Genomic DNA, 24,995 nt, shown 5'->3' with positions numbered 1-24,995 from the left:
CGGTTCGGTTCCTTCTGGGGACGGGGGCTGCTCCTCGGCCTGGTGCTGGTCGTGCTGGTCGTGCCGGTGCTGCGCCGGGCGGTGGTCGGCTGGCTGCTGGGTGGGCGGCTGCGGCGACGCTGGGCGGCCGCTTGCCATGCCTGCCGGGTGGAAACACCGTCTGCTGGGGGTGGTGGGCGTGTTCCCCGGATACGGCGGGCGCGGCGGGGCGCGGCGGGCTGGCATCTGCGGCTGGTCCTGTCACCAGGCCTGAGCGTGGACGATCTCCAACAGGCGGCGGGGAAGCTGACGGCCACGCTGAAGCTGCGGGAGGTGCGGATCTCTCCGGATCTGGACCGGGCGGACCGGGTCGGCCTGGTGTTGGTGCGCCGTGAGGTGCTGGGCCGGGCNGTCCGCGCGGATCTGCTGCCCGCCGGTGCGGCCGGTGAGCTGGACGCCCTACCGATCGGGGTGCGGGAGGACCGCCGGGCCTGGCTGCTGCCGCTGCGCGGGTNGCATGTGCTCATCGCCGGGGCCACCGGGGCCGGTAANGGCTCGGTCATCTGGTCGATCATCCGGGCGCTTGCCCCGTCGATCCGCGGGGGCGTCGCGGAGGTCTGGGCGTGTGACCCGAAGGGCGGCATGGAACTCGCCTTCGGGGAACCTTTGTTCGCGCGTTTCGNCGTAACCGCGGCGACGATCGCGGATCTCCTCGAAGATGCCGTGACGGTCATGGAGCGGCGCACGGGCCGGCTACGCGGGGTGGCCCGGTCCCACACACCCACCCCGGACGATCCCCTGATCGTGATCATCATCGATGAGGTCGCGAGCCTGACGGCCTACGTATCCGATGCGGAAGTCAAGAAGCGGATCGCGGTTGCGCTGCAACTGTTGCTCTCCCAGGGCCGGGCACCGGGGGTCGTCGTCGTCGGNGCGCTGCAAGACCCCGGCAAGGATGTGTTGCCGTTCCGGGACCTGTTCCCCGTCCGGGTCGCGCTCCGGCTCACAGAACCAGTACAGATCAACATGGTGTTGGGGGAAGGTGCCCGGGATCGAGGCGCGCTTTGCGACCGCGTTCCCCGGGGCCTGCCCGGGGTCGGCTACGTCCTGGTGGACGAAGACCCGACCCCCGTCCGGGTCCGCGCCGGCTGGCTCACCGACGACGACATCCGGACCATGGCCGCGCAGCACGCTCCGGTCCATCCCACCACCCCGATGGAACCGGCGGAAGGGTGGCGACCACAACTGCCCTCGATGCCCTCGATGCCGTCCATGCCCCCTTGCGACCCCCGCGCAGCCTCCCCACCCTGCACCACCCCCACCGGTCCCCGGGACGTGGACGACCCGACGATTCCGCTGCGCGCATGGCGGCGACCCCCGCCACCCCCGGCGCTGCCCCCGGCTCCCCCGCCGGTCACCGCGGACGACGGCTCACCAGCCGCTGAACAAGCATGGGCGCNCTGGGAAGAGCAGTTTCGGCGGTCCGACTGACCATCTCACGCCGATGACCGCGGCGCGTTNCCCCTCCATCTGATTCCCGNATGTGGGTGGTGTGGCTCTGCCACACCCGAAAGGAGTCACGGAAAGTGGNGGAGTCCGTACAGGTTGCGGTAGCCGGTGGCTGTGTTTCTCCGATTCGCCTGAAGGGCCATACGGATCATGTGGATGTCGCGACCGGGGAGGTGCGGCGGGCGTTCTCGGCGGCGGGTTTGCCCGGCGGGGNGGTGCATGTGCGGTGCAACAACCGGCGGGAGTCGGTCTGCCCGGCGTGTTCGGCGACGTACAAGCGGGATGCCCGGCGGATCGTGCTGTCCGGGCTGGCCGGTGGCACGAGCGTTCCCGACACGGTCAGCGGTCATCCGGCGCTGTTCGTGACGTTGACCGCGCCGAGTTTCGGGCCGGTGCACTCCCGCCGGTCCCGGGGGAAGCGGGGTGAGGCGCGGGCGTGCCGGCCTCGGCGGAGCGAATGCCCGCATGGACGGCCGGCGGGCTGCCACGCCCGGCACGGGGACGGGGATCCCACGCTCGGACAGCCGCTGTGCCCGGACTGCTTCGACTATCCGGGCGCGGTCATCTGGAACTCGCTCGCGCCGGTGCTGTGGAAGGCCACCCGGGACGCGACCGAATCCGCCGTAGCGGCGGCGGCCGGTCTGACGGTGGCCGGTCTGCGCCGTCAGGTACGGATCACCTTCGTGAAAGCCGTGGAAATGCAGGCCCGGGGCCTGGTCCACCTGCACGCCGTCGTCCGGGTCGACGGGCGCGGCGAGGACCCGGATGACCTCGTGGCCCCGCCCGGGTGGGCGACCACCCGTCTGGTTGCCGACTGTCTGCGGGCTGTCGTGGCAGAGGTATCGGTGACAGCGCCCGACCCGCACGATCCGGCCGGAACGCTGGCGGTGCGCTGGGGGGTGCAGGTCGATATTCGGCCGGTCGCGTTGGATGGACCCACCACCTCGGGGAAGATCGCTAACTATCTGGCGAAATACCTGACGAAGTCCGTCACGGCCGGGGGGCTGCTGGACCGGCCGGTGCGTAGCCTCGCCCATCTCGCCCGGCTCCCCCTGCACGCGCATGCGCGGCGGATGGTGGAAACCTGCTGGCAGCTTGGCACCGATGAAACGTTCGCGGCGGCACTCGACGAGGCGGCCGGACGGCTTCCGGGCCGGTTGCCGGGGTTGCTGCGTTGGTCCCACGCGTTTGGCTGGGGTGGACACTGGATCACGAAAAGCAGGAAGTACAGCACGACGTTCGGCGCGTTGCGCGGCGCGCGGCGGGTCTACGCACGGCTGATCGGCGGGGCGCTGTCCGGTCGGGGGCTGGTGGATGCGTTCGGCCGTCCGGACGGGGACCCGAACACGGTGGCCGTCGGGGTATGGCGGTATGCCGGGCGGGGCCTGCTCACCGATGGTGATATCGGTCCGGCCGGTGCGGGACCCCCTGTGTCACCTGCTGGGAGGTCAGCCCCTGGGCGGGGTGAGCCGTGAGCATCGACACGATGCTGCCGTTTGACGACTGGGACCCCGGCGGCGGCCGGCGCGAACCGGCCGGGCCGGTGGCCGTGCCGGAAGAGATGAGCACCGAAGGTGCCGATCCGCCTGTCACCCCGACCATCGGGCCAACCGCCGGGAAGGCCGTCACGCCGCGACCGGTGGGGGTGGGCGGGCGGGCCGCCGGACAGCCGTCCGCCACCCCGGGGCATAACGGACAGCGTTCGAATGGTTTTGTTCCGCCGTGTAAGGGGGTGCGGCGGGGGATACCGTCTCCAGACGAGTGGGGACGGGTCCAAGCGGCTCACGCGCCGCGCTGGTCGGCCCGGCAACGCGCGCACGCGGCGGCCATGTTCGGGCTCGTGTTCCCTCCCTCCGGTGACGGATCCGCCGGTGCTCCGTGAGGCGGACGGCCACGCTCCCGCTGGTCGGGGGACGCGCGGCCGTCCACCGGCGGGCCTATGCGGCTTCGGTAGCGGCACCCTTCCACTCAACGACGATCAAATCCGGGTCGAAGCGGCTGCCCTTGTACCGGGCCTTCTTCACCACGACCGCGTTGATGTAGTCCTCGACGATCGCACGCTGCCGCGACAACGGGTAGCTGTCCCACTCGGCGCGGATGTTCGCGGGACGCGCTTTGACCACCGCGACAGTCGAAACGTGCTTCTTCCGCTCGGCGAGCAACTCCCTTTCCTGGTCCTCGAAGTGCCGAAGTAGATCAAAGTACCGATCTGTGCTGATCTTCCGCTCCTTGTAACCGGCGTTGAGTGCGGCTATCCGCTCCTGCGTGTCGGCAAGCTCGTTTTCCTTCGGCCATGTCGTGTCAACACGGGCCGCGGCCTGGCTAAGCTCCATCTCCACCTTGGCGATAAGAGCAGCAACGACGTAGGCATCGACCTTGGCGCCATCGCGTACGATCTTGGCGCATCCAAGATTCTGCGGGTTGCACCGGTAGGCGTACCCGCGTTCTCCCGGGCGGGGCATGCCCGACATCTTCCGGGTGCACTCCCCGCACCGGGTGATCCCGCTGAGCAGATAGCGGCGGGCGTTGTGGCCGGTCCCGGGCTGCTTCCGGCGACCGATCTTCGCCACGACCTTTTCCCACTCGTCCGGCGTGATGATCGGCTCCCACTGTCCGACCACAGGATTCCCGGCCGGGTCCCGGACGATTTCGACGTGTCGGCATGTCTCTCCGGTCTGCGGATTGACCGTCGACACCATCCGGCCACGCCATCCGCACAGACGTGGGTTCCGCAAATACGGCTTGATCGTGTTCACCCGCCACGGCTTCCCCCGGGTACCGGTGATCCCACGCGCGTTGAGATCGCGCACGACCGCATCCAACGGGATGCCCTCGGCCACGTCCCGGCAGACCCGCCGCACGATCGGCGACTCCACCGGATGCAACACGGCATGATCCTCAGCCCACCCGAACGGACGCGGTCCCGAGCCCGTTGATCCCTCCGCCTGCAACTCCAGGTGCTTACGGCGCACCCGCCGTGCGGTGTCCGCCGAAGACTTGTTCGCGCACGCAACCAAGATCCGGGCGGTGAACCGGCCATTGTCCGTCAGAAGATNAAAACCGCCGGTCAGACCCACCACCGGGCGGCGGTGATGCTCCACGATCTCAATCGCGTCTTCCAGGTCCCGGGGATCACGCGCCAACCGGTCCAAGTCATAGACGACCACGCCCTGAATCACACCGGAACGCAGATCGGCCAACATCTGTTCCCATAGCGGCCGGACTACCCGCCACACCACGGTGCCGTCCGGGAGACGTACCTTCCGCTTCTTGTACGCGGACGTGTCATTCTCGTTGTAGACCTTGCCCACCGTGCCACCGACCGAAGTCACCCACGCGCGCTCGTCCGCTTCCTGGCGGCCGGTACCCTTCTCATCCCTGGCCGCGTCGTCAGAGATCCGAAGGTACAGACCCCACACCCGACCATCAAACTCGACCAACGACCGGACATCGACCCCAGCATGCGGGTAAACAGCCGGAACCGGAAGCCTACGAACAGAACCGCCATCCACGACCATCGACATAACCAAAGTATATTTCGGAAAACATCCTCGTGCCGATGTCGAGGAACTGGCGGATCCCGACCTCGGTGGCCAGGAACCGGGTCGCCCGGCGCAGGAACGCCCGGTTCTCCACCGCGGCGATGCTGGCGCCCGGGAAGGCGGCCCGTGCCTGCTCGGCCGCCTCCCGATCAACGGGGAAGTTGTCCTTGCCGCCCAGGAAGTAGTCGTACATCCGGGCCGCGTGCGGCTGGTCGGTCCTGAGGTCGACCGGGCTGCGTTCCTCCGCAAGGCTCTTCCACCACTGCCCGACCTCTGGGTCGTGTCGGTCCGCGCTCGTCACCGCAATCAGCCCCCTTGGTAATTGGACGATCCTCACCAAATACCCTAGCGGGGGCGGATTTCGTGTCCCTTTACGGGCGTCAGAATCGGTCGATGGCGGTGACCCTGACCNCCGCGACTCCCGCCTCGTCCGAGGCGGTCAGGTCGATCTCCGCGCTGAAGCCCCAGTCATGGTCCCCGGCCGGGTCGTCGAAGATCTGTCGCGCCGTCCACGTCCCCGGCGTCCCCGGCTTCTCGTCGAGGATGAGCAGACCCGGCCCCCGCGCGTCCGGACCGGTGCCGATCTCGCCATGCTCGGCGAAGTACGGCTCCAACGCCGCCCGCCACCCGTTGGCGTCGAACCCGCCGTCGTACCCGCCGTCGAGCTCGCCAAGCGTGTCGTAGCGGCGCAGCGCGGCAAGCTCGACCCGGCGGAACAGCGCGTTGCGCACCAACNCCCGAAATGCCCGGATGTTGCCCGTGACCGCCGGTGGCCGCTCGTCGACGCCACCACCGCTCGCCGTGGTGCCCGCCGTGGTGCCCGCGCCGTCCCCGGCCGGGTTGCTCAGCCGCTCCCACTCGTCGAGGAGGCTGGAGTCGGTCTGGCGGACCAGTTCCCCCAGCCACTCGGTCAGGTCGACGACCTCCTCGGTGCGGGCGTCCTCGGGCACCGTCTGGCGCAGCGCCTTGTAGGCGTCGGCCAGGTAGCGCAGCAGCAGCCCCTCCGAGCGGGCCAGCCCGTAGAACGCCACGTACTCGGCGAACGTCATCGCCCGCTCGTAGAGCNCCCGCNCCACCGACTTCGGCNCCAGCTCGTAGTCGNCGNCCCNGGGATNCCCCCGCCGGTACAGGGCGAACGCCGCGCCCAGCAGCTCCGCCAGCGGCTGGGGATAGCTGACCTCCTCCAGCAGCTCCATCCGCCGGTCGTAGTCGACGCCCTCGGCCTTCATCGCCGCGACCGCCTCCCCCTTCGCCTTCGACAGCTGGGCGTGCAGCACCTGCCGGGGATTGTCCAGGGTCGCCTCCAGCACCGAAAGCACATCCAGCGCATAGGAGGGGGAGGCCGGGTCGAGCAGCTCCAGCGCGGCCAGCGCGAACGGGGACAGCGGCTGATTGAGCGCGAAGTCGAGCTGCAGGTCCACCGTCACCCGCACGCCGCGGCCCAGCTCGTCGGGGGTGTCGAGGCGCTCCACCACCCCGGCCGCCAGCAGCGCCCGGTAGATCGCGATCGCCCGGTGGATCAGCCGGCGCTGAGTGGCGCGATCCGAATGGTTGTCGGTGAGCAGGTGGCGCATCGACGCGAACGCGTCCCCCGGCCGGTTGATCACGTTGAGCAGCATCGCGTGGTTCACGGTGAACTGGGAGGTCAACGGCTCGGGTTCGGCCGCGATGAGCCGTTCGAACGTCGCCAGGCCGTACCCGACGCTGCCCTCGGGGGGCTTCTTGCGGACCACCTTGCGTCGCTTCTTCGGATCGTCCCCGGCCTTCGCCAACGCGCGTTCGTTTTCGATCACATGCTCGGGGGCCTGCACGACGACGTTGCCGACCGGGTCGTAGCCGGCCCGCCCGGCCCGCCCGGCGATCTGATGGAACTCCCGTGCCGACAGCAGCCGCACCCTGCTCCCGTCGTACTTCGACAGGGAGGTGAACACCACCGTGCGGATCGGCACATTGATCCCCACCCCCAGGGTGTCCGTGCCGCAGATGACTTTCAGTAGCCCCGCCTGGGCGAGCTGCTCCACCAGCCGGCGGTACTTCGGCAGCATTCCGGCGTGATGCACCCCGATGCCGTGGCGGACCAGCCGGGACAGCACCCTGCCGAACCCGGCGGTGAACCGGAAGTTCCCGATCGTCCTCGCGATCGCGTCCTTCTCCGCCCGGGTCGACACGTTCACGCTCATCAGCGCCTGCGCCCGTTCCAACGCCTGCGCCTGGGTGAAGTGCACGACGTAGACGGGAGCCTGGTGGGTCTCCAGCAGCTCACCGATCGTCTCGTGCATCGGCGTGGTGACGAATCGGTAGAACAGCGGCACCGGACGCTGCGCGGAGCGCACCACCGCGGTCCCGCGCCCGGTGCGCCGCGTCAGGTCCGCCTCGAACAGCGACACGTCACCGAGCGTCGCCGACATCAGGACGAACTGGGTGTGCGGCAGTTCCAGCAGCGGCACCTGCCAGGCCCATCCGCGGCCGGGGTCGGCGTAGTAGTGGAACTCGTCCATGACGACCTGACCGACGTCGGCGGCGACCCCGTCGCGCAGCGCGATGTTCGCCAGCACCTCCGCCGTGCAGCAGATGATCGGCGCCGTGTCGTTCACGCTGGCGTCCCCGGTCATCATCCCGACCTGCGCCGCACCGAACATCGCGCACAACGCGAAGAACTTCTCCGACACCAGCGCCTTGATCGGCGCGGTGTAGAAGGTACGCCGCCGCGCCGCCAGCGCCGCGAAGTGCGCCCCCGCCGCGACCAGGCTCTTGCCCGACCCGGTCGGCGTCGCCAGGATCACGTTCGACCCCGAGACGATCTCGATCAGCGCCTCGGACTGCGCCGGGTACAGCTCCAGCCCCTGCTCTGCGACCCACCTGGTGAACGCGTCATAGAGTGCGTCGGGATCGGGCCCGCCGCCGGGCCCGCCGCCGGGGCCGGTCAGGTCCGGGTTCTTCGAGCCGGGGTCCTTCGGCTGGGGGGCCCGTTCGTCGTCATGGCCGGTGCCGGAAGTCGGGGGAAGGTGGTCGGTGAGTGTCATGGTCGTTCGATCGTGCCTGATGGACGCCGCCCACGGCTTTCGGGTGGGCGGCCCGTGACGCTCTGCTACCCGGGGCGGACGGTGTTCGTGAAGTCCGCTTTCCGCGCCTCGATGCGGGGGTACGCCCAACCCGGTTCTGGCGGGTAGCACCAACGCCCCGATCCGGAAAACCGACCACAGGTAGCACTGACAATCCCCCAGACACGGAGGGAAACACGTGTCCCGTGAATCCGAACTGCAGTCGGCCATCGCCGCCTCTGCCGCTGTATCCGGCAGCACCGATTCTGTTATCATAAAATCTACCGTCACCACGTCCGGTACGGCTACCACGTCCGGTACGGCCAAATCCATCCCCACGACCACCCCCGGATCGGGCACCCTCGGTTCTGCCGCGGCGCGCGTCGCAGCACTCCGGCCCGGTGACTACGACGGGTGTCCGCCGGGCCGGTCCCGCCCCGACCCGACCCTGCCGTCGGGGCCGCCGCTCCCGGCCAGGGCCACCGGGCCGAGGCGGTCGACCCGTCCCGACGTGGCGGACCAGTCGAAGACCCTCGGCGAGCAGGTTCTGCTCGCGTTCTTCATCGTCGTGCCCCTGCTTGCCCTGCTCGCCGCGGTCCCGCTGGCCTGGGGGTGGGGGCTGGGCTGGCACGACCTGGTCATCGGTGCCGTCATGTACCTGATCACCGGATTCGGTGTCACCGTGGGCTACCACCGGCTGTTCACGCATGGTTCCTTCCGGACCGGTCGGCCGCTGCGGATAATCCTCGCCGTCGCCGGGAGCCTCGCCATCGAAATGGGGGTGACCGACTGGGTCGCGGCCCACCGGCGGCATCACAAATACTCCGACCAGGCAGCTGATCCGCATTCACCGTGGCGTTTCGGTCATCATGGCAGGGGCCTGGCGAAAGGGTTCCTGCACGCCCATGTCGGATGGCTTTTCCACCCGGAACGGACCGCGCCGGAGACGTTCTGCCCGGATCTGCTCGCCGATCGGGACATCGCGGCGATCTCGGCCCGCTTCCCCTGGCTCGTCGCCGCCTCGGTGCTGCTGCCGCCGCTGGTCGGCGGCCTGTGGAGCATGTCCTGGGCCGGGGCCGCGACCGCGTTGTTCTGGGGAGCGCTGGTCCGTATCGCGCTGCTGCACCACGTCACCTTCTCCATCAACTCGATCTGCCACACGATCGGCACCCGACCGTTCGCGGCCCGGGACCGCTCCAGCAACGTGTGGTGGCTGGCCATACCCTCGCTGGGGGAGTCGTGGCACANCCTGCNCCACGCCGNCCCCACCAGCGCCCGCCACGGCGTCCTGCCCGGCCAGATCGATCCCAGCGCCGCACTCATCCGCCTGTTCGAGAAGCTCGGCTGGGCGCACGACGTGCGGTGGCCCACCGCCAAACGGATCGCCGCCCGCCGAGTGGACGCCGGCGCGGGGCGTTGAGAAACGACGTCGAACGTCATAGCTTGGCCGGAAAAAACCGGCATGGGCTTTAAGCGTGCCATCTCGGTCGAATCTTCACTGCCGGGCCCCTTTACCCCAACGGAAGCGTCCCTGGACGGGGGAGAGCGGTCTGCGACGGCGTCCGGGTGCTGCGGGACCGCAGCCGGGGAACACAAGGGGGAGGGCTCGGTCAGCCGGCCATCCGTACCGTGCCGGCGCCACCTCGGGCCCCGCCTCCGGCGCCACCGCGGGCGCCCGCGGGGCCGGCCGAACCGCCTTGCCGGTCGGAGACCCGCAGGATGCGGCCGGGCGGCTGTTCGTCTCCGCTGAGCCAGTATCCGCGGTCGCGGCGTAACCCGGCCCGTTCCGGGGAAAGACAGGCCCCCTTCACCCGATGCGCGTCGAAGCCGGTGGTGGTGCCGGCGAAGGTCTCGTGGCAGGACGGGCAGTGCGCCGCGGTCAGCGCCGTCCAGCGCACGTCGCAGCCGCCGCAGCTGAGCAGGATGGGGCGTTCGTACTCGCTGTCCCGTCCTGCCATGAAACNGCCTCTTCCCGCGAAGGTTCCGATCTCCCGTCGTCGGATTCTTGCCGCTCAACGTTTCCAACGTGGGCATTTCGGCTTTCTAGCTCTTCGGGCGCGTCGCGTCACCGGGCTGCCACTGGCCGCCGGGGGTGCCGTGGACCCTGGCACCGCGACCGTGAGTACTGGCCCGACAGCCGTGAGCACCGTCCCGGAGGGGCGCGAACTGTCGGACCCGCCGGTGAGAATCGACCAGTGACGTCGGCATCCCCGTCCTACCCGGAGTCGGGCCTGCTCGCCCGGCTGCGGGCCGACGGGTTCGTCCGCCGGGATCTGCTCGCCCTGGTCCCGCTGGGCGGAGCCGGCCTCGGGGTGGCCTACCGGCCCCGGGCCGCGTCCGCGCCCACGGTGAGCGGTGGCACCGGTCGGGAGGACACGGACGGTCGGGAGGGTGCGGACAGCCCGGAGGGTCTGAAGGGTAGGGACGGCCCGCGTGGGGCGGGCGGTGCGGTGGCGCCGGGCGTGGTGCGGCTCGCGGTTCCCCTGGCCGGGGCCGGCCAGGCCGCGCGGGTGCTCGCCGGGATCGAGGCGTTGCTGGCACCCCGCTGGGTCTGGTGGTCGGCGCGGTCCGCGACGCGCGTGCCGCTCGCCTAGACGGGGTCGAGGCCGAGCGGCTGTTCACGGACAAGGCGTCCGGGAAGGATGCCGATCGGCCGAAGCTCGACGAGATGCTCGCGTTTGTCCGCGAGGGCGACACCGTGCTCGTGCACTCGATGGACCGCCTCGCCCGCAACCTTGACGATCTGCGCCGCATCGTGCGGACCCTCACGGCCAAGGGCGTGCGGGTCGAGTTCGTCAAGGAGGGCCTGACCTTCATCGGCGAGGACTCGCCGATGGCGACCCTGCTGCTGTCCGTCATGGGCGCGTTCGCCGAGTTCGAGCGCGCACTGATCCTCGAACGCCGGCGCGAGGGCATCGCCGCCGCGAAGCAGCGCGGCGCCTACACCGGCCGCAAGCCCGCCCTGACCCCGGGCCAGGCCCGGGATCTGGTCGCGCGCGCCGCCGCCGGCGAGCAGAAGTCCGATCTGGCCCGCGAGTTCGGCGTCAGCCGCGAGACGGTGTACAGCTACCTGCGCGCCACCGAGACGGCAGCTGCCGCGGGCTGAGTCGACACGGCCTGCCAGACCCGTCCGACGGCTCAGCGCTCACGGGACGGACTCGGTGAGGAACGCCGCGATGGTGTCGAGACCGGGGCGGTAGCCGTCGCTGGTGTCGACGGGGAGCCGCGGGAGGTCCAGGCTGATGTCGACGAAGCCATCCAGAGAGTGGCGGCCGGCGGCGATGTCGTCGAGGAGGTCGCGGTCGCCGTGGGCAGTGCGGTGGGGATCGAGCCCGGCGCGGGNGGTGATCCGCTGGTGGGCGACGGCGGCGTCGACGGTGCAGCGGATGATTCGCACGTCGGCGTGGGCGGTGAGCGGTTCCAGATGGGGGTCCAGAGCCGGTCCTGGAACGCGGCCTCTGCCACGACGGTGACGCCCGCTTACGCCAGGCCTCCCCGGACTGCCAGTGCGTATCACTGCGCACAGCTCTGCACAGTGCAGCAACGCACATCGTGAGGGCAGTATCCGAGTTCGGACCGAATGTGACAAGCCCCAACGGGTTTCGGCGCCGCGCGGCGGGGCGAAAGGACGCGAGAACGCGTCAGGGGCCGCAGCCCTCTGAATGGCTGCGGCCCCTGACGGCTGGGACGTCGGTGACGCTACCGGCTGGGGNGCCCNGGCTCCTCCGCCAGGCCGCCGGGCAGGTCGTCGAACTCGCCGGCCGTCACGCCGGCGACGAAGGCCTCCCACTCGACCTCGGTGAAGTAGAGGACCGGGCCATCCAAACCGGCGGTACCGCGCATCGTGATCGCCGGCCGTCCCGGCTCGAAGACCTTGTCGTCCCTGTGGAAGTCCGCTGGGACCTGCTCGGCCGGAATGTGCCCGGTGATGACGCCGCCGTCCCGGATCTGCGCGCCGGGCTGCCGCCTGGTCTGGTCGACGAAGGCCGCCCAGACGGCCGGGGTGAACCACAAATCAGGGCCTGACGGGAATTTGGAGTCGCGGACGCCTATCCGGCGGGCCGCGCCAGCCCCGGCCGCGGCCACCTGAACACAGTTGGCGGTCGGCTCGCTGCGGCTGGACTTGCGCCAGGCGGTGACGAGGGAGGCGAAGGCGGGGGTGCTCACGGCACTGTTCATGGTGGTCGCTTCCTAACGGTCAGGCAGCTTCGTCGCGGCCTGGCTGATGAACTCGACGCTGTCGCCGGGGGACAGCGCCACCTCGGCCAGCAGGTCGTACCGCTCGGCGTACCGTGCGACCTGCGCGGAATCCGTCACGATGACGTCGGTGGTGATGGACTCGATCGCCGCCACCACCGGGTCGCCCGGATCGGGATAGGTGTAGAGCGACAGCGCTCCCGGCAACGTCTGGTAGTCGCGGACCACCGCCTCGATCGGCAGCACCCGCACCGTGACGTTCTCCTCGTCGGCCCGAGCCGCCAGATGCGCGAGCTGCTCGCGCATCACCGGCGGCGGCGCGGACGGTCGCCGGACCGCGGCCTCGTCGATCAGCAGCTCGTAGCTCGGAGCGCCAGGTCGCCGCAGCATCCGCTGCCGACCCGCCCGACGATCCCGACGCGGCGGCGAACGTCGCCGTCCCGGAGGCGGCCCGGGGCAGGTTCGCCCGTAACGCCGTCATCCAGGGCGCGGCTGCCGAGCTGTTCAAGGCATGGGCGGTGACGGTCCGCTGGGGGACCGCGGACCGTGCCCAGGTCCCCCACATTCACTTCAAGATAATCAACAGTGTTGACGACATCTCACATGCCATGATCAAAAACAAAAACACCAACCAGCACCGGGGGAGTAAAGGCAGATCAAGCCAAGTTGATCATTGGTAGGCATGGAAGCCTCGTATGGCCGGTGACGGCCGGGTTTGACCGGCGGCATCCGGATGGGGGACATCGCTGGCCGGGGACGCCACCGGTCGAGGTGTGTCACGTTCAGCCGGGCCGGTGAATCAACTGCGGCTGAGCGGCCCGGGGCCGAGGAGGGGAGGCCCTGCGACCAGCTCTACTTGACATAATGCTCATTATCGGCGTTTTTGGTGGGTGGGGGAGGGCCCGGCGTGAACCCGCCGAGGTGTGGGCCCTGCTTCCCTGTGCCTGGCAGCCCGGGCTGCGGGGGAAACGGTTTACCTGGAGGCGGCTTCAGTGGGGGTCGAGGTCGAGGGCGAGGCTGTTCATGCAGTAGCGCTGGCCGGTGGGGCCGGGTCCGTCGTCGAAGACATGGCCGAGGTGTCCGCCGCAGCGGGCGCAGCGGACTTCGGTGCGGATCATGCCGTGGGAGTGGTCTTCGACGAGTTCGAGGGCGTCGGCGACGGCAGGTTGGGTGAAGCTGGGCCAGCCGGAGCCGGAGTCGTATTTGGTGTCGGAGGTGAACAGGGCGGCGCCGCAGCCGCCGCAGCGGTAGGTGCCGTTTTCTTTGCTGTAGGTGTAGGCGCCGGTGAAGGGGGGTTCGGTGGCGGCGCGGCGGAGGATGGCGTAGCGCTCGGGGTCGAGTTCGGCGCGCCACTGCTCGTCGGTCTTGACGATTTTGTCGGGTCCGGTGGTGTCGTGGGGGTCGGTCATGGTGTCGTGGCTGCCTTTCTGCGGGTGGGAGTGGGTGGGGCGGGGTGGTGGTGCTCTCCCCCGGTGTCGATGGTCGGTGGTGGGTCGGTGTTCGGGTGGTGTCGGGGCAGGGCGAGGGGGACGGCGGCGGTGACGCCGCCGAGGGCGGCGGTGGTCATGGCGGTGCCGATCATGGGTGGGAGTTCGCCGCGGGTGGTGGCGGTTGCAAGGACGGCAACGTCCGCGGCGTCGGCGATCATTCCGGTCCACAGCCAGGTGGTGGTGTCGCGGCGGGTGATCAGGGCGTGGAGGAGGCCGGTGCCGAGGGCGAGGTCGCGGATGCCGGCGAGTCGGGCGAGCCAGGCGAGTCTGCCGGCTGTGACGCGGTCGACGCCGGTGAGGCGGATGATGTCGACGGGGCGGCTGAGGGCGAGGATGCCGATGGTGGCGCGGGTGATGCCGAGGGTGGTGGTGTGCAGGGTTCGGGAGTGGGCGGTGCGGTATTTTGTAGTGGAGTGGGAGCGTTGGGTGTTCATGGTTGTGTTGGTGGTCCTTCGTCGGTGGGAACGCCTGGGCTGGCTGGAACGTTATCGAGGGGTAGTTGCACACGTCTCGACGCTCGGAGGAGTTATATGGGCGAGCGCATCCTGCGGGGAAGCCGTCTCGGTGCTGTGTCCTACGAGACTGACCGCAGCACCGAGCTTGCCCCACGGCAGTCCGCGTCCTACGACTGTCCGAACGGCCACCAGTTCACCATGCCCTTCGCGGCTGAGGCCGAGGTGCCGTCGGTGTGGGAGTGCAGGGTTTGTGGTGGGGCGTCGGTCATCGTCGATGGTGAGCGGCCTGAGCCGAAGAAGGCGAAGCCGCCGCGTACGCACTGGGACATGCTGATGGAGCGTCGGACGACGGATGACCTTGAAGAGGTCCTGGCGGAGCGGTTGGCCGTTCTGCGGGGTGCCGGTACGGACAGGCGTTCAGCCTGATCGGCCTGATCGTTTGGGTGGTTGTGCGGTAGGGGTCGGGCGCGGGGTGGTTGCCGTGTCCGACCTTTCGCCGTGTCCGCGGTCGGTTCGTTGTGTCGTGTTCGTGGGGCGGGTTGAGCCGTGCCCGGGCGGCCGTGGTGGCCGCGTCGGGTCCGGCCGGGTGTCGCATCGTGTTGTGCCGACTGGTTGCGTGCGGCCTCGGGTCGGGTGTTGGGCGGTCGGGTGTTGGGCGGTGGTGGGGGGCCGGTTCGGCCGGTGGGCGTCGGATTCAGGCGTGGCCGGAGGTGACGTTGCGGTCCTGGGTGACGTTGCGGTCCTGGGGGGTGTGGAGGGGCTCGTGGGGTGTGGTGTCGGTGGTTGTCTTCGGGGTGGGGCGGTGGCGTCGGGTGGTGGCGGCCCACCAGGCGACGCGCCAGAGGGCTTCGGCGACGACGGCGTTGCTCATCTTGGAGGTGCCGCGTTCGCGTTCGACGAAGGTGATGGGGACTTCGCGGACGCGGAAGCCGCGGCGCCAGGCCTGCCAGGCGAGGTCGACCTGGAAGCAGTAGCCCTGGGAGGTGACGCGGTGCAGGTCGCGGTCGCGGAGGACGTCGGCGCGGTAGGCGCGGAAGCCGGCGGTGGCGTCGCGTAGGGGTATGCCGAGGGCGGCGCGGACGTAGAGGTTGGCGCCGCGGGAGAGCAGGAAGCGGCGCCGCGGCCAGTTGCGGACCTCTCCCCCGGGTATCCAGCGGGATCCGATGACGAGGTCGGCGTGGTCGAGGGCGGCGAGCAGGCGGGGTAGCTGCTCGGGTTGGTGGGAGCCGTCGGCGTCCATTTCGACGATGACGGTGTAGCCGTGGTGTAGTGCCCAGGAGAACCCGGCGACGTAGGCGGTGCCGAGGCCGGATTTGCCTTCGCGGTGCAGGACGTGGATGTGGTCGTCGGAGGCGGCGAGTTCGTCGGCGATCTTCCCGGTGCCGTCGGGGCTGGCGTCGTCGATGACGAGCAGGTCGACCGTCGGGTTGGCCGTCCGCAGGCGGCGGGCGGTGTCCGGTAGGTTGTCCCGTTCGTTGTAGGTCGGGACGCAGACGACAACGCGGTTGGGATCCACGCGCTTCCTCTCCTGGTCAGGGACCATGTCCGCGGTGGTGTCTGCCCGGGTGGCGTCACGGTGGGTGGCGCTGTCGGTGTCGTTTCGCGGGGTCATGGGGTTTGGTGGTGTGCCGGCTACGGGGTGGCGGTCATGTCGGTGTTGGCGGTCATGTCGGTGTTGGCGGTGTCACGGTCCGGGCCGTGGGACGGGTTCGCCGGGCGTGGATCACCCCTGCCATCATGGCGNTCAGGCCGAGGGCGATGAGAACCGCCTCCGGGAGGATCCCGGCCTGGTCGGCGAGGGTGCGGGTGGTGCGTCGGGGTAGCGCGGCGGTGAGGATGCCTGCTTCGTAGAGGCCTGTTTTGGCGAGCAGGGTGCCGTCGGGAGTGATGAGGGCGCTTTCACCGCTGGTGGAGACCTGGACGGTGGCCCGGCCGTGTTCGACTGCGCGCAGACGTGACATGGCGAGTTGCTGTTGGCTTTCACCTTTGCGACCGAAGGATGCGTTGTTTGTCTGGATGACGAGGATATCGGCGCCGTGGTTGACGGTGTCGCGGACGAGGCCGTCGTAGGCGACTTCGAAGCAGATGATGTCTCCGATGGTGGTGCCGGCGGCGTGGAGCGCGCCGGGGGTGGTGCCGGCGAGGAAGTCGCTGGGCATCTCGTCGGCGAAGCGGTGGATGAGTTTTTCGAGTAGGGCGCGGCCGGGGAGGTATTCGGCGAAGGGGACGGGGTGGCGTTTGACGTACATCTGGCCGGTGAAGCCGTCAGCGGTCCAGATCATGCCGGCGTTGCGGAGGTGGCCTGGTCCGGGGCCGCCCAGGACGGCGCCGACGAGGAGGGGGGCGCCGGCGGTGCGGGCGGCGGCGCGCAGGGCGGTGGCGACGGCGGGGNTGGNGAGGGGGNCGAGNNNNGNGGAGTTCTCCGGCCACAGGACGAGGTCGGGTTGTGGGTGTGTTCCGGTGGTGACGTCGGTGGCGAGGTGCCTGGTGACGGTGACGTGGTTGGCGGTGACCTGGAAGGCGCGGCCGAGGGCGCGGTAGCCGCCGTCGGCGGGGACGTTTCCCTGGATGGCGGCGACGGTGAGGGTGCCGTGCTCGGGGGCGGTGGGCAGGGGTACGAGCAGGCCGGTGAGGGTGAGGGCGGCAGTGCCGAGGATGGGGGCGGCGAGGCGGCGGGCCGTGGCGGCTGTTGGGAGGGTGCGGGGGGTGGGTGTGCCGCGGGCGGGGGTGGTGATCCTGACGATGGTGAGGGCGGTCAGGGCGCCGGTGGCGGCGACGGCGGCGGTGACGGCGGGGGCGCCGCCGAGGGCGGCCAGGGCGGNGAAGGGGCTGTCGGGCTGGGNGAAGGCGAGTCGTCCCCAGGGGAAGCCGCCGAAGGGCGCTCGGCTGCGCAGCGCTTCCTGGGCGACCCAGACGGCGGCGGTCCACAGCCAGGCGCCGGGTAGCCGCCAGACGAGGGTGGTGGCGGGGGCGACGAGGGCGAGGATGGCGGCTTCGGCGAGGGAGAGCACGAGCCATCCGTCTGCGCCGACGAAGGAGACGAAGCGCAGGAGGGGGATGCAGAAGGCGAGGGAGAACAGCAGTCCCAGGCCGTAGGAGGCGCGCAGACGCCGGTTGCGGACGGCGAGGGTGAGCAGGGTGACCGCGACGGGGGCCAGGGGCCAGCAGCCGACCGGTGGGGTGGCGAGGTAGAGCAGGGCGCCGCCGAGGAGCGCGGCGAGTGGGCGTCGGGTGTGGCGGATCAGGGTGGATCTCAAGGTGGATCTCAGGGNGGATCTCAGGGNGGGTTGCGGGTCCGCCGGGTCTGGCCGCGGGCCCATGCCTGGTTCGCCGTTCACGGGTGGTTCGCCGTTCACGCGCGGTTCGGGGACGGCTGGTGGGATGGGGGCCGTGTCACCGGCCGCTTGGTGGGGCGGGCGGGCGGGCGGTGGGGTCACTGGACCAGTTTCGGTCACACGGGTCGTGCTGAGCACGCCGGTCCTGGTCGGCGGGCGTGTGGCGGCCCTGACGCTNGAAGCTGACTCGAAGCCGAGGGGGACGCGGCCGCGCAGGACGGTGCGTGGGCAGGTCGGGCGGGGCCGGTGTTCAGGTGAGGGTGTCGTGCAGGATGCGGCCGCGCAGGACGGTGCGTAGGCAGGTCGGGGCGGGCGCGGACAGGTCGGGCAGGGCGGCGACGGCGCCGCGGGGGTCGGTGGACCAGGCGGCGATGCGGTCGTCGGGGACCTGGGCGACGAGTTCGCCGGGCACGGCCCAGACGGCGTAGGTGGCGGGGGCGCCGGGGGCGAGGGTGCCGTGGCCGTCGGTGTCGGCGCGGGCGGCGCGCCAGCCGCCTCGGGTCGCGGCGGTGAACGCGGCGCGGGCGGAGAGGCGGGCGGTGGGGGNGTGGTGGGTGACGGCGGCGCGTATGGCGCCCCAGGGGTCCAGGGGGGTGACGGGGGCGTCGGAGGAGAACGCCAGGGGGATGCCGGCGCGGTTCATGGCGGCGAAGGGGTTCATGGCGGCGGCACGGGTGGGGCCCAGGCGGGTGGCGTACATGCCGTTCTCGCCGCCCCAGCGGGCGTCGAAGGCGGGTTGGACGCTGGCGACGAGGCCGAGGGCGGCGATGCGGGGCAGGTGGTCGGGGGTGGTCATTTCGGCGTGTTCGAGGCGGTGGCGGGCGGCGGNGATCTGGTTGTGGCCGAGGGTGGTGGCGGCGGCTTCGAGGCCGTCCAGCACGGTGGTGATGGCGGCGTCGCCGATGGCGTGGAAGCCGGCCTGTAGGCCGGCGTCGGCGCAGTCGAGGACGGCGTCGCGGATGGTGTCGGCGTCGAGGTGGGTGGTGGCGCGGATGTGGGGGGTGTCGGCGTAGGGGGTGTGCAGGGCGGCGGTGTGGGAGCCGAGGGAGCCGTCGACGAAGGCGTCGCCGCCCCAGGCGGTGCCGAGTTCGACGGCGGTGGCGATGTCCCCGGCCCAGTAGCCGACGATGTCGGGTCCGGGGACGGCGCGGGCGTGGGCGAGCAGGCCGGCGAGGTCGTCGGCGGAGGAGATGTCGGGTCCGGCCATCTCGTGCAGGGCGACGATGCCGAGGGCGGCGGCGCGGGTGCGGGTGGTGTTCCAGGCGTCGCGGCGCCCGGTGGGGGTCAGGGTGGCGTCGGCGGTCCGGCGGGCGAGGTGGTGGGCGTGGCCGGTGACGGTGCCGTCGGGGTGCCAGCCGGGGTGGTGGGGGGCGCCGGATGCGGCGGCGAGCGCGGAGGAGATCACCGCGCTGTGGCCGTCGACGCGGGCGAGGTAGACGACCGCGCCGCCAGCGGCGCGGTCGAGGTCGGTGGCGGTGGGTGGGCGTGGGTCGTCGGTCCAGGTGGTCTCGTCCCAGCCGGTGGCGAACAGGGTGGTGGTGGGGTGGCGGTGGGCGTGTGCGGTGAGGGCGCACAGGGCGGCGGCGCGGGTGGGGGTGCCGGTGAGGTCGAGGCCGGACAGGGCCAGGCCGGTGGCGGTGGTNTGGACGTGGGCGTCGACGAAGGCGGGGGTGATCAGGGCGTCGTCGAGGTCGATGACGGTGTCGGCGTCGAGATGGGTGGCGACGGCGTCGCAGCCGACCCAGGCGATGGTGTCGCCGTCGGTGAGCATCGCGGTGGCGAACGGGTCGGCCGGGGTGTGGATGCGCCCGCCCCGGTACAGGATGGTGCGGGCGGGTCGGGGGGCGTCGTCGGTCACGGTGGTGAGTCTGCCGCCCTGGACGTGACGCGGATCCATCTGTTCGATCCGGGCGGTGGCCGTGCCCTGGTGCGGTGAGCGGCGCTCCGGTCCGGGGGCGGTCCGGGGCGGGGGTTGGTCCGGCGGGTGTTCACAGGGCGGGGGGGCGTCCTTCGTAGGGGGTGGAGAGCACGACCATGGTGCGGGTGGAGACGTTCGCGGCGGCGCGGATCTGCTGCAGCAGCGTCTCGAGGTCGCCGGGGGNGGCGACTCGCACCTTGAGCAGGTAGCTCTCGTCGCCGGCGACGCTGTGGCAGGCCTCGATCTCGACGATGTGGGCGAGCCGGTCGGCGGCGTCGTCGGGTTGGCTCGGGTCGATCGGTGTGATCGAGATGAAGGCGGTCAGGGGCAGGCCGACCTGGGCGGGGTCGACGAGCGCCGTGTAGGAGGTGATCACTCCACGCTGTTCCAGGCGTCGGACGCGCTGATGGACGGCGGAGACCGACAGGCCGGTGGCTCGGCCGAGGTCGGTGAAGCTCATACGCCCATCTCGGCACAGCATCTGCACGATTTGACGGTCGAGATCTTCCAGCACGTTCGGAGCGTATGCAGGAGGACGGGGGATGATGTGGATGTTTCTGGTCCGTGGTCTGGTCCCGTGGGGATAGCCGCTGGGATGGGTACCGGCTGTGTGCGGGGAGGGTGGGACGGTGTTTGTGGGTGAGCGGGCGGGGGCGGACGGTCGGCTGATGCTTGTCGACACCCCGTCGCTGTACTTCCGGTCGTTTTTCGGGGTGCCGCGTTCGGTGCGGGCTCCCGACGGCACGCCGGTGAACGCGGTGCGGGGACTGCTCGACGTGCTGGCCCGGCAGATCGGCGAGGTGCGCCCGAAGCGGGTCGTGGCGTGTTTCGACGCCGACTGGCGGCCGGCGTTCCGGGTGGCGCTGCTGGCGTCCTACAAGGCGCACCGGGTCGCCGACGTCGGGGCCGGCGAGGCCGGCGGGGGCGGGCAGGNCGAGCGGGNGGNCGGCGACCTGCTCGCCCAGCTCCCGATCATCGACGAGGTCCTCGACGCGTTCGGGATCGCCCGGGCGGAGGCCGCCGGGTTCGAGGCTGACGACGTGATCGCGACGCTGGCGACCCGTCACCGGGGGGAGGTGGACATTCTGACCGGTGACCGGGACCTGTTCCAGCTCGTCGACGACGCGGCCGGGGTGCGGGTGCGGTACGCGGTGGAGAAGTTCGCGGTGGTGGACGAGGCGGCGGTGACGGCACGCTACGGCGTTCCGGGGCGGGCCTATGCCGATTTCGCGGTGCTGCGCGGTGATCCCAGTGACGGGTTGCCGGGGGTGGCGGGGATCGGGGCGAAGACCGCCGCGGCGCTGCTGACCCGGTTCGGGTCGCTCGCGGCGGTGCTCGCCGCGGTTGACGCCGACGGCGGCGCGGGTCTGCCGGCCGGGGCGCGGCGTCGGTTGCGGGGCGCCCGGGACTATGTGCGTGCCGCGGTGGGGGTGGTGGCGGTGGTGCGGGACGTGCCGGTGGGTGCCTTCGCTGATCTGCTGCCGGCGGCGCCGGTCGATCCGGCGGCGGTGGGGGCGCTCGCCGAACGGTGGGGGCTGACCGGTTCGTGCACGCGGCTGGTGCGGGCGCTGGCCGAGGCCGCGGGTGGCTGAGGCCGTGGACGGCCTCAGCCGGCGTGTTCGTCCGGTTGCCGCTTGAGCGGGCGTGTTCGTCCGGCTGTCGCAGTGACGCGCAGGGTCATCTCGGCGGGNGGGNGGNGGGGCTGCCCGTCATGGCGCTGCCCTGGTGACGGTAGGTTTCCCTGCGTACCTCGGCGTGGGCACACGCAGGCGGTGCGCCGGTTGACGTCGCGGGGGCGGATCGTCGCCTACTGTTGCCCTCCGGGTGAGCTTCGGGTGGGCGGGTGCCCACCCGGACGAGCAGGGCCCAGGCGGCGCAGCGGTGCAGCGGATGCTCACCGGACGAGCAGGTGGCGGTGCAGGTGACGGCAGCGGAGGTCAGGGTGGGGCTGCGTGAGCGGCTCGCGGGCAGGCGGGTCCTGGTGACCGGGGNGACCGGGNTCGTCGGGGNGGCGCTGCTGGAACGGTTGCTGTCGGACTTCCCCGACACGGCGGTGGTGGCGCTGGTGCGGCCGCGGGGCAGTCACAGCGGGGCGGCGCGGCTGGCGCGGATGATGCGGAAGCCGGCGTTTCGCGGGTTGCGGGAGGGGTTGGGTGCGGCGGGGGNGGNGGNGCTGCTCGCCGAGCGGGNGGNGGNGATCGAGGGGGNTCTGGCGTCGATGCCGGATCTGCCCGCCGACCTCGACGTGGTCATCCACTGTGCCGGGGAGGTGTCGTTCGACCCGCCGGTCGACGAGGCGTTCACCACGAACGTCGGTGGGGTGGCGGAGCTGCTGCGGGCGCTTGCGGCCGGGGGGGCCAGGCCTCATCTGGTGCATGTGTCGACGGCGTATGTGGCGGGGNTGCGTTCGGGGNACATCGCCGAGGGGCCGCTGGCCCATGACGTGGACTGGCGGGNCGAGTGGGATGCGGCGTCGCGGGTGCGCCAGCAGACCGAGGACGCCTCGCGGGCGCCGGAGTGTTCGGCGCGGTTTCGGGCGCAGGCGTCGCGGCGGTTCGCCGCCGCCGGGGCGCAGACGGTGTCGGCGGAGGCGGAGCGGCTGCGCCGGGCGTGGGTGGCGCGGCGGATGGTGACGGCCGGGGGTGAGCGGGCGCAGGTGCTGGGGTGGACGGATGCGTACACGTTCACCAAGGCGTTGGGTGAGCGGTATCTGGAGGATCATCACGGGGATCTGCCGTTGACGGTCGTCCGTCCCTCGATCATCGAGAGTGCGCTGCGCCGGCCGTTCCCGGGGTGGATCGAGGGGTTCAAGATGGCCGAGCCGCTGATCCTGGCCTATGGCCGCGGTGAGCTGCCGGACTTCCCCGCCTCCCCGGACGCGGTGGTGGACATCATCCCGGTGGATCTGGTTGTCAACGCGATCCTGGCGGCGGCGGCGGTGGTGCCGCCGGCGGACACCCCGGCCTATTACACGGTGTGTTCGGGTTTTCGTAATCCGTTGCTGTTTCGGGATCTGTACGCCTATGTGCGGGACTATTTCCAGGCCGATCCGTTGCCGCGGCGCGGTCGGGGGACGTTCGCGGTGCCGGAGTGGCCGTTCGCGGGGGCGGCGGCGGTGGAGGCGAAGCTGCGTCGCTCGGAGCGGCTGGTGGGGTTGGCGGGCCGGGCGTTGGAGCATGCCCCGCCCTCGGATCGGGTGCGCCGGTTTGCCGGGGAGCTGGAGCGGGCGGAGAGCCGGGTGGGGTTTCTGCGCCGCTACTCGGATGTGTACCGGGCGTACACGAAGGCGGAGCTGGTCTATGTCGACGACGCCACGGGTGCGTTGCACGCGGCGATGGATCCGGCCGATCAGGCGGAGTTCGGGTTTGATCCGGCGTGTTTCGACTGGCGGCACTATCTGCAGGACGTGCACTGCCCGGCGGTGACGGCGGTGCTGCGCCGGCCGCGTGATCCCGCGCCGCCGCGGCGGCTGTCGGGGCATCTGGCCGCCGGTGACGGGGTGCTGGCGGTGTTCGACCTGGATGGGGCGGTGGCGTCGGCGACGGTGATCGAGTCGTATCTGTGGATGCGGTTGGCGGACGCCTCGGCGCCGCGGCGGGTGCGGGAGCTTGCGTCGCTGGCGGNGGNGTTNCCGCGGNATGTGCGTGCGGNGCGTCGTGACCGGGGGCATCTGATGCGGTCGGTGTACGCGCGCTACGCGGGGGTGGATCCGGCGGAGTTGGAACGGCTGGTGGTGGAGGTCGCCGGGGACATTCTGCTGCGGCGGGTGAAACCGGCGGGGATCCGTCGGGTGCGTGAGCATCGGGCGGCGGGGCATCGCACGGTGCTGCTGACCGGGGCGGTGGAGGTGTTGACGCGGCCGTTCGCGCCGTTGTTCGACGATGTGGTCGCCGCGCGGCTGGAGGTGGGTGCGGATGGTCTGCTGACCGGCCGGTTGGAGTCCTCGCCGCTGGTCGGGGATGCGCGGGCGGCGTTCATTGATCATCATGCGCGGGTGTTGGGGGCGGATCTGGGGGTGTCGTGGGCGTATGCGGACAGCCAGTCGGATCTGCCGTTGCTGCGGGCGGTCGGTAACCCGGTGGCGGTGAACCCGGATCTCGCGTTGCATCAGGTGGCGCGGGGGGCGGGGTGGCCGATCGAGGAGTGGGCGTCGGCGGCCGGGGAGCCGCGTCTGGTCGTCGGGGACCGTCGGGAGCGTGGCCTGCGGGCCGCGGCGGCGCGGGCGGGGGCGGCGGCCTTGAGCTCAAGGCCAGGCCCGGGCACGGGGCCGGCGGGGGTCGTGGTGTCGGGGGGTGGGCGGTGACCCGCGGGTTGGAGCTGTATGCGTCGGTGTCGCGGCAGGCGGCGTCGCGGCTGGTCGGGGCGGGGCCGTCGGGGNGGTCGGGGCTGGCCGGGGTGGCGGCGCCGCTGCGCTATGTCGAGCATGGTGATCCGGTGGTGCCGGGTCCGGGGTGGGTGACGGTGCGGCCGCGGCTGGCGGGGATCAGCGGGTCGGATCTGGCGTTGGTGACGGGTCGGGTGTCGGCCTATCTGACGGCGATGGTGGGTCTGCCGTTCGTGCCGGGTCAGGAGGTCGTCGCCGAGGTGCAGGAGTCGGTGACGTTGGACGACGGGCGGGTGCTGGCGGCCGGGGACCGGGTCGTTGTCGATCCGGCGCCGGGCAGCGGTCCCGGGACCGGTGACGGCAGAGTCGGTGACGGCGGGTGGGCGCGGGGGGNGGGCGGCGGNGGGNGGNGNCGGGNGATGCTCGCCCACCGTGGGCAGCTGTGCCCGGTGCCCGCGACGTTGCCGGATGCCCGGGCGGTGCTCGTCGACCCGCTGGCCGCCGCGGTGCATGCCGTGGACCGGGCGCGGGTCGGCGCCGGGCAGCGGGTCCTCGTCGTCGGGGCGGGGGCGGCCGGGTTGTGCACGGTGCTTGCGTTGCGGGCCCATACCGAGGCGGGGCAGGNGGCGGNGGNGGCGAAGTATCCCCGCCAGGCGGAGCTGGCGCGCCGGTTCGGGGCGGACGTGGTGTTCGACCCGGACGGGGCGGTCGCCGGGGTGCGTCGGGCCACGCATGCGATGCGGGTGTCGCCGCGGGCGGGTGGGGCGTTCCTGCTCGGCGGGGTGGATGTCGCGTTCGACGCGGCGGGGCGGGCGTCGTCGTTGTCCACGGCGCTGCGCACGACCCGGGCGGGGGGGCGGGTGGTGCTTTCGGGTGTGCCCACGGGCCGGGTGGATCTGACGCCGCTGTGGGCGCGGGGGTTGGAGTTGGTGGGCGCGGCGCGGCGCGGCGCGGCGCCTTCGGTGCTGGCCCGGGCGTTCGCGTTGGCCGCCGGCGCCCCGTTGGACGGGGTGGTCGCGGCGACGTATCCGCTGACCCGCTGGCGGGAGGCGTTGGAGCACGCGTTGTGCGCGGGTCGGCTCGGTGCGGTGCGGATTGCGTTCGATCCGACGGTGGCGCTGTGAGCGGGCGTGCCGGGATCGGGCCGAGGGCCGGGGCGGGTGGGGTCATGGCGGGGCTGCGCCGCCGGGCGGGGCGCCAACACG

Annotated in this window: 20 protein-coding genes and 1 pseudogene; 9 read left to right on the top strand and 12 right to left on the bottom strand. The window is 71.5% G+C overall.

From position 1 onward, the window contains the following. Window positions 1–1,470 (top strand): cell division protein FtsK (locus CED_RS14735; protein WP_035911484.1); only part of this gene is annotated, 1,470 nt, incomplete at its 5' end. A gap of 59 nt (window positions 1,471–1,529) precedes the next feature. Next, complete coding sequence (locus tag CED_RS14730) at window positions 1,530–2,963, top strand: replication initiator (RefSeq protein WP_369807844.1); 1,434 nt, start codon at window positions 1,530–1,532, stop codon at window positions 2,961–2,963. A gap of 462 nt (window positions 2,964–3,425) precedes the next feature. On the opposite strand, the gene CED_RS14720 is transcribed toward CED_RS14730, so the two are convergent. From CED_RS14720 to CED_RS14710, 3 genes and pseudogenes are all read right to left on the bottom strand, one after another. Next, window positions 3,426–5,006, bottom strand: coding sequence for a recombinase family protein (locus CED_RS14720; protein WP_235187089.1), 1,581 nt, complete (start codon window positions 5,004–5,006; stop codon window positions 3,426–3,428). Between the two features lie 34 nt (window positions 5,007–5,040). Next, window positions 5,041–5,331 (bottom strand): annotated as a pseudogene (locus CED_RS14715) (SAM-dependent methyltransferase); the annotation flags it as partial. A gap of 79 nt (window positions 5,332–5,410) precedes the next feature. Continuing rightward, entirely contained in the window at window positions 5,411–8,053 is a 2,643-nt protein-coding gene (locus tag CED_RS14710) for an RNA helicase (protein ID WP_084680812.1), read from the bottom strand. Window positions 8,054–8,582: 529 nt separating this feature from the next. Between CED_RS14710 and CED_RS14705 the strand changes: the two genes are divergently transcribed. After that, window positions 8,583–9,491, top strand: a complete 909-nt coding sequence (locus tag CED_RS14705) for an acyl-CoA desaturase (RefSeq protein WP_152569761.1) — start codon at window positions 8,583–8,585, stop codon at window positions 9,489–9,491. Window positions 9,492–9,681: 190 nt separating this feature from the next. On the opposite strand, the gene CED_RS14700 is transcribed toward CED_RS14705, so the two are convergent. Next, window positions 9,682–10,029 carry a hypothetical protein gene (locus CED_RS14700; protein WP_011436676.1) on the bottom strand — a complete coding sequence of 116 codons (348 nt, stop codon included), beginning with the start codon at window positions 10,027–10,029 and terminating at the stop codon, window positions 9,682–9,684. 237 nt (window positions 10,030–10,266) lie between these two features. Here CED_RS14700 and CED_RS14695 point away from each other — a divergent pair, with 237 nt between their 5' ends. Both CED_RS14695 and CED_RS14690 read left to right on the top strand, forming a co-directional pair. Next, window positions 10,267–10,665 (top strand): hypothetical protein, encoded by a 399-nt coding sequence (locus CED_RS14695; protein WP_011436677.1) that lies wholly within the window; start codon window positions 10,267–10,269, stop codon window positions 10,663–10,665. Then, complete coding sequence (locus tag CED_RS14690) at window positions 10,623–11,177, top strand: recombinase family protein (RefSeq protein WP_369807843.1); 555 nt, start codon at window positions 10,623–10,625, stop codon at window positions 11,175–11,177. The genes CED_RS14695 and CED_RS14690 overlap by 43 nt, the downstream gene beginning before the upstream one ends. A 593-nt stretch (window positions 11,178–11,770) precedes the next feature. On the opposite strand, the gene CED_RS26250 is transcribed toward CED_RS14690, so the two are convergent. The 4 genes from CED_RS26250 to CED_RS14660 form a co-directional block, all read right to left on the bottom strand. Further along, complete coding sequence (locus CED_RS26250; protein WP_084680811.1) at window positions 11,771–12,250, bottom strand: DUF397 domain-containing protein; 480 nt, start codon at window positions 12,248–12,250, stop codon at window positions 11,771–11,773. 12 nt (window positions 12,251–12,262) lie between these two features. After that, window positions 12,263–12,658, bottom strand: coding sequence for a DUF5753 domain-containing protein (locus CED_RS14670; RefSeq protein WP_011436681.1), 396 nt, complete (start codon window positions 12,656–12,658; stop codon window positions 12,263–12,265). 599 nt (window positions 12,659–13,257) lie between these two features. Continuing rightward, complete coding sequence (gene msrB / locus CED_RS14665) at window positions 13,258–13,677, bottom strand: peptide-methionine (R)-S-oxide reductase MsrB (RefSeq protein WP_011436682.1); 420 nt, start codon at window positions 13,675–13,677, stop codon at window positions 13,258–13,260. Next, window positions 13,674–14,192 carry a hypothetical protein gene (locus tag CED_RS14660; RefSeq protein WP_011436683.1) on the bottom strand — a complete coding sequence of 173 codons (519 nt, stop codon included), beginning with the start codon at window positions 14,190–14,192 and terminating at the stop codon, window positions 13,674–13,676. The genes msrB and CED_RS14660 overlap by 4 nt, the downstream gene beginning before the upstream one ends. A 96-nt stretch (window positions 14,193–14,288) precedes the next feature. On the opposite strand from CED_RS14660, the gene CED_RS14655 reads away from it, so the two are divergent. Next, window positions 14,289–14,639 carry an RNA polymerase-binding protein RbpA gene (locus CED_RS14655; RefSeq protein ID WP_011436684.1) on the top strand — a complete coding sequence of 117 codons (351 nt, stop codon included), beginning with the start codon at window positions 14,289–14,291 and terminating at the stop codon, window positions 14,637–14,639. A gap of 268 nt (window positions 14,640–14,907) precedes the next feature. On the opposite strand, the gene CED_RS14650 is transcribed toward CED_RS14655, so the two are convergent. From CED_RS14650 to CED_RS14635, 4 genes are all read right to left on the bottom strand, one after another. Further along, on the bottom strand, window positions 14,908–15,729 hold the full coding sequence (locus CED_RS14650; protein ID WP_083503437.1) for a polyprenol monophosphomannose synthase: 822 nt from the start codon (window positions 15,727–15,729) through the stop codon (window positions 14,908–14,910). Window positions 15,730–15,877: 148 nt separating this feature from the next. After that, window positions 15,878–17,470, bottom strand: a complete 1,593-nt coding sequence (lnt, locus tag CED_RS14645; protein WP_235187088.1) for an apolipoprotein N-acyltransferase — start codon at window positions 17,468–17,470, stop codon at window positions 15,878–15,880. 328 nt (window positions 17,471–17,798) lie between these two features. Continuing rightward, entirely contained in the window at window positions 17,799–19,445 is a 1,647-nt protein-coding gene (locus CED_RS14640) for an amidohydrolase (protein ID WP_084680810.1), read from the bottom strand. Between the two features lie 91 nt (window positions 19,446–19,536). Next, the gene (locus CED_RS14635) at window positions 19,537–19,977 is read right to left on the bottom strand and encodes an Lrp/AsnC family transcriptional regulator (protein ID WP_200875413.1); all 441 of its coding nucleotides are present in this window, start codon (window positions 19,975–19,977) and stop codon (window positions 19,537–19,539) included. Between the two features lie 157 nt (window positions 19,978–20,134). On the opposite strand from CED_RS14635, the gene CED_RS14630 reads away from it, so the two are divergent. The 3 genes from CED_RS14630 (at window position 20,135) to CED_RS14620 (ending at window position 24,914) form a co-directional block, all read left to right on the top strand. After that, a complete protein-coding gene (locus CED_RS14630; RefSeq protein ID WP_198031022.1) occupies window positions 20,135–21,058 on the top strand; it encodes a 5'-3' exonuclease in 924 nt (307 codons plus the stop codon). Between the two features lie 350 nt (window positions 21,059–21,408). After that, window positions 21,409–23,769 carry an HAD-IB family phosphatase gene (locus CED_RS14625; RefSeq protein ID WP_035911514.1) on the top strand — a complete coding sequence of 787 codons (2,361 nt, stop codon included), beginning with the start codon at window positions 21,409–21,411 and terminating at the stop codon, window positions 23,767–23,769. Continuing rightward, window positions 23,766–24,914 (top strand): zinc-binding dehydrogenase, encoded by a 1,149-nt coding sequence (locus tag CED_RS14620; protein WP_035911512.1) that lies wholly within the window; start codon window positions 23,766–23,768, stop codon window positions 24,912–24,914. The genes CED_RS14625 and CED_RS14620 overlap by 4 nt, the downstream gene beginning before the upstream one ends. The last annotated feature ends 81 nt before the right edge of the window (window positions 24,915–24,995 follow it).

This window comes from Frankia sp. CeD (assembly GCF_000732115.1).
Taxonomy (GTDB): Bacteria; Actinomycetota; Actinomycetes; order Frankiales; family Frankiaceae; genus Frankia; species Frankia casuarinae.
Note: the sequence above shows the minus strand (reverse complement) of the source record. Positions and strands in the feature narration are given on the sequence as shown.

Bases quoted from the DNA above. Each gene is read 5' to 3' on its own strand.
- msrB (WP_011436682.1), bottom strand. From the start codon at position 13,677: ATGACCGACCCCCACGACACCACCGGACCCGACAAAATCGTCAAGACC.
- CED_RS14700 (WP_011436676.1), bottom strand. From the start codon at position 10,029: ATGGCAGGACGGGACAGCGAGTACGAACGCCCCATCCTGCTCAGCTGC.
- CED_RS14660 (WP_011436683.1), bottom strand. From the start codon at position 14,192: ATGAACACCCAACGCTCCCACTCCACTACAAAATACCGCACCGCCCAC.
- CED_RS14655 (WP_011436684.1), top strand. From the start codon at position 14,289: ATGGGCGAGCGCATCCTGCGGGGAAGCCGTCTCGGTGCTGTGTCCTAC.
- CED_RS14670 (WP_011436681.1), bottom strand. From the start codon at position 12,658: ATGCTGCGGCGACCTGGCGCTCCGAGCTACGAGCTGCTGATCGACGAG.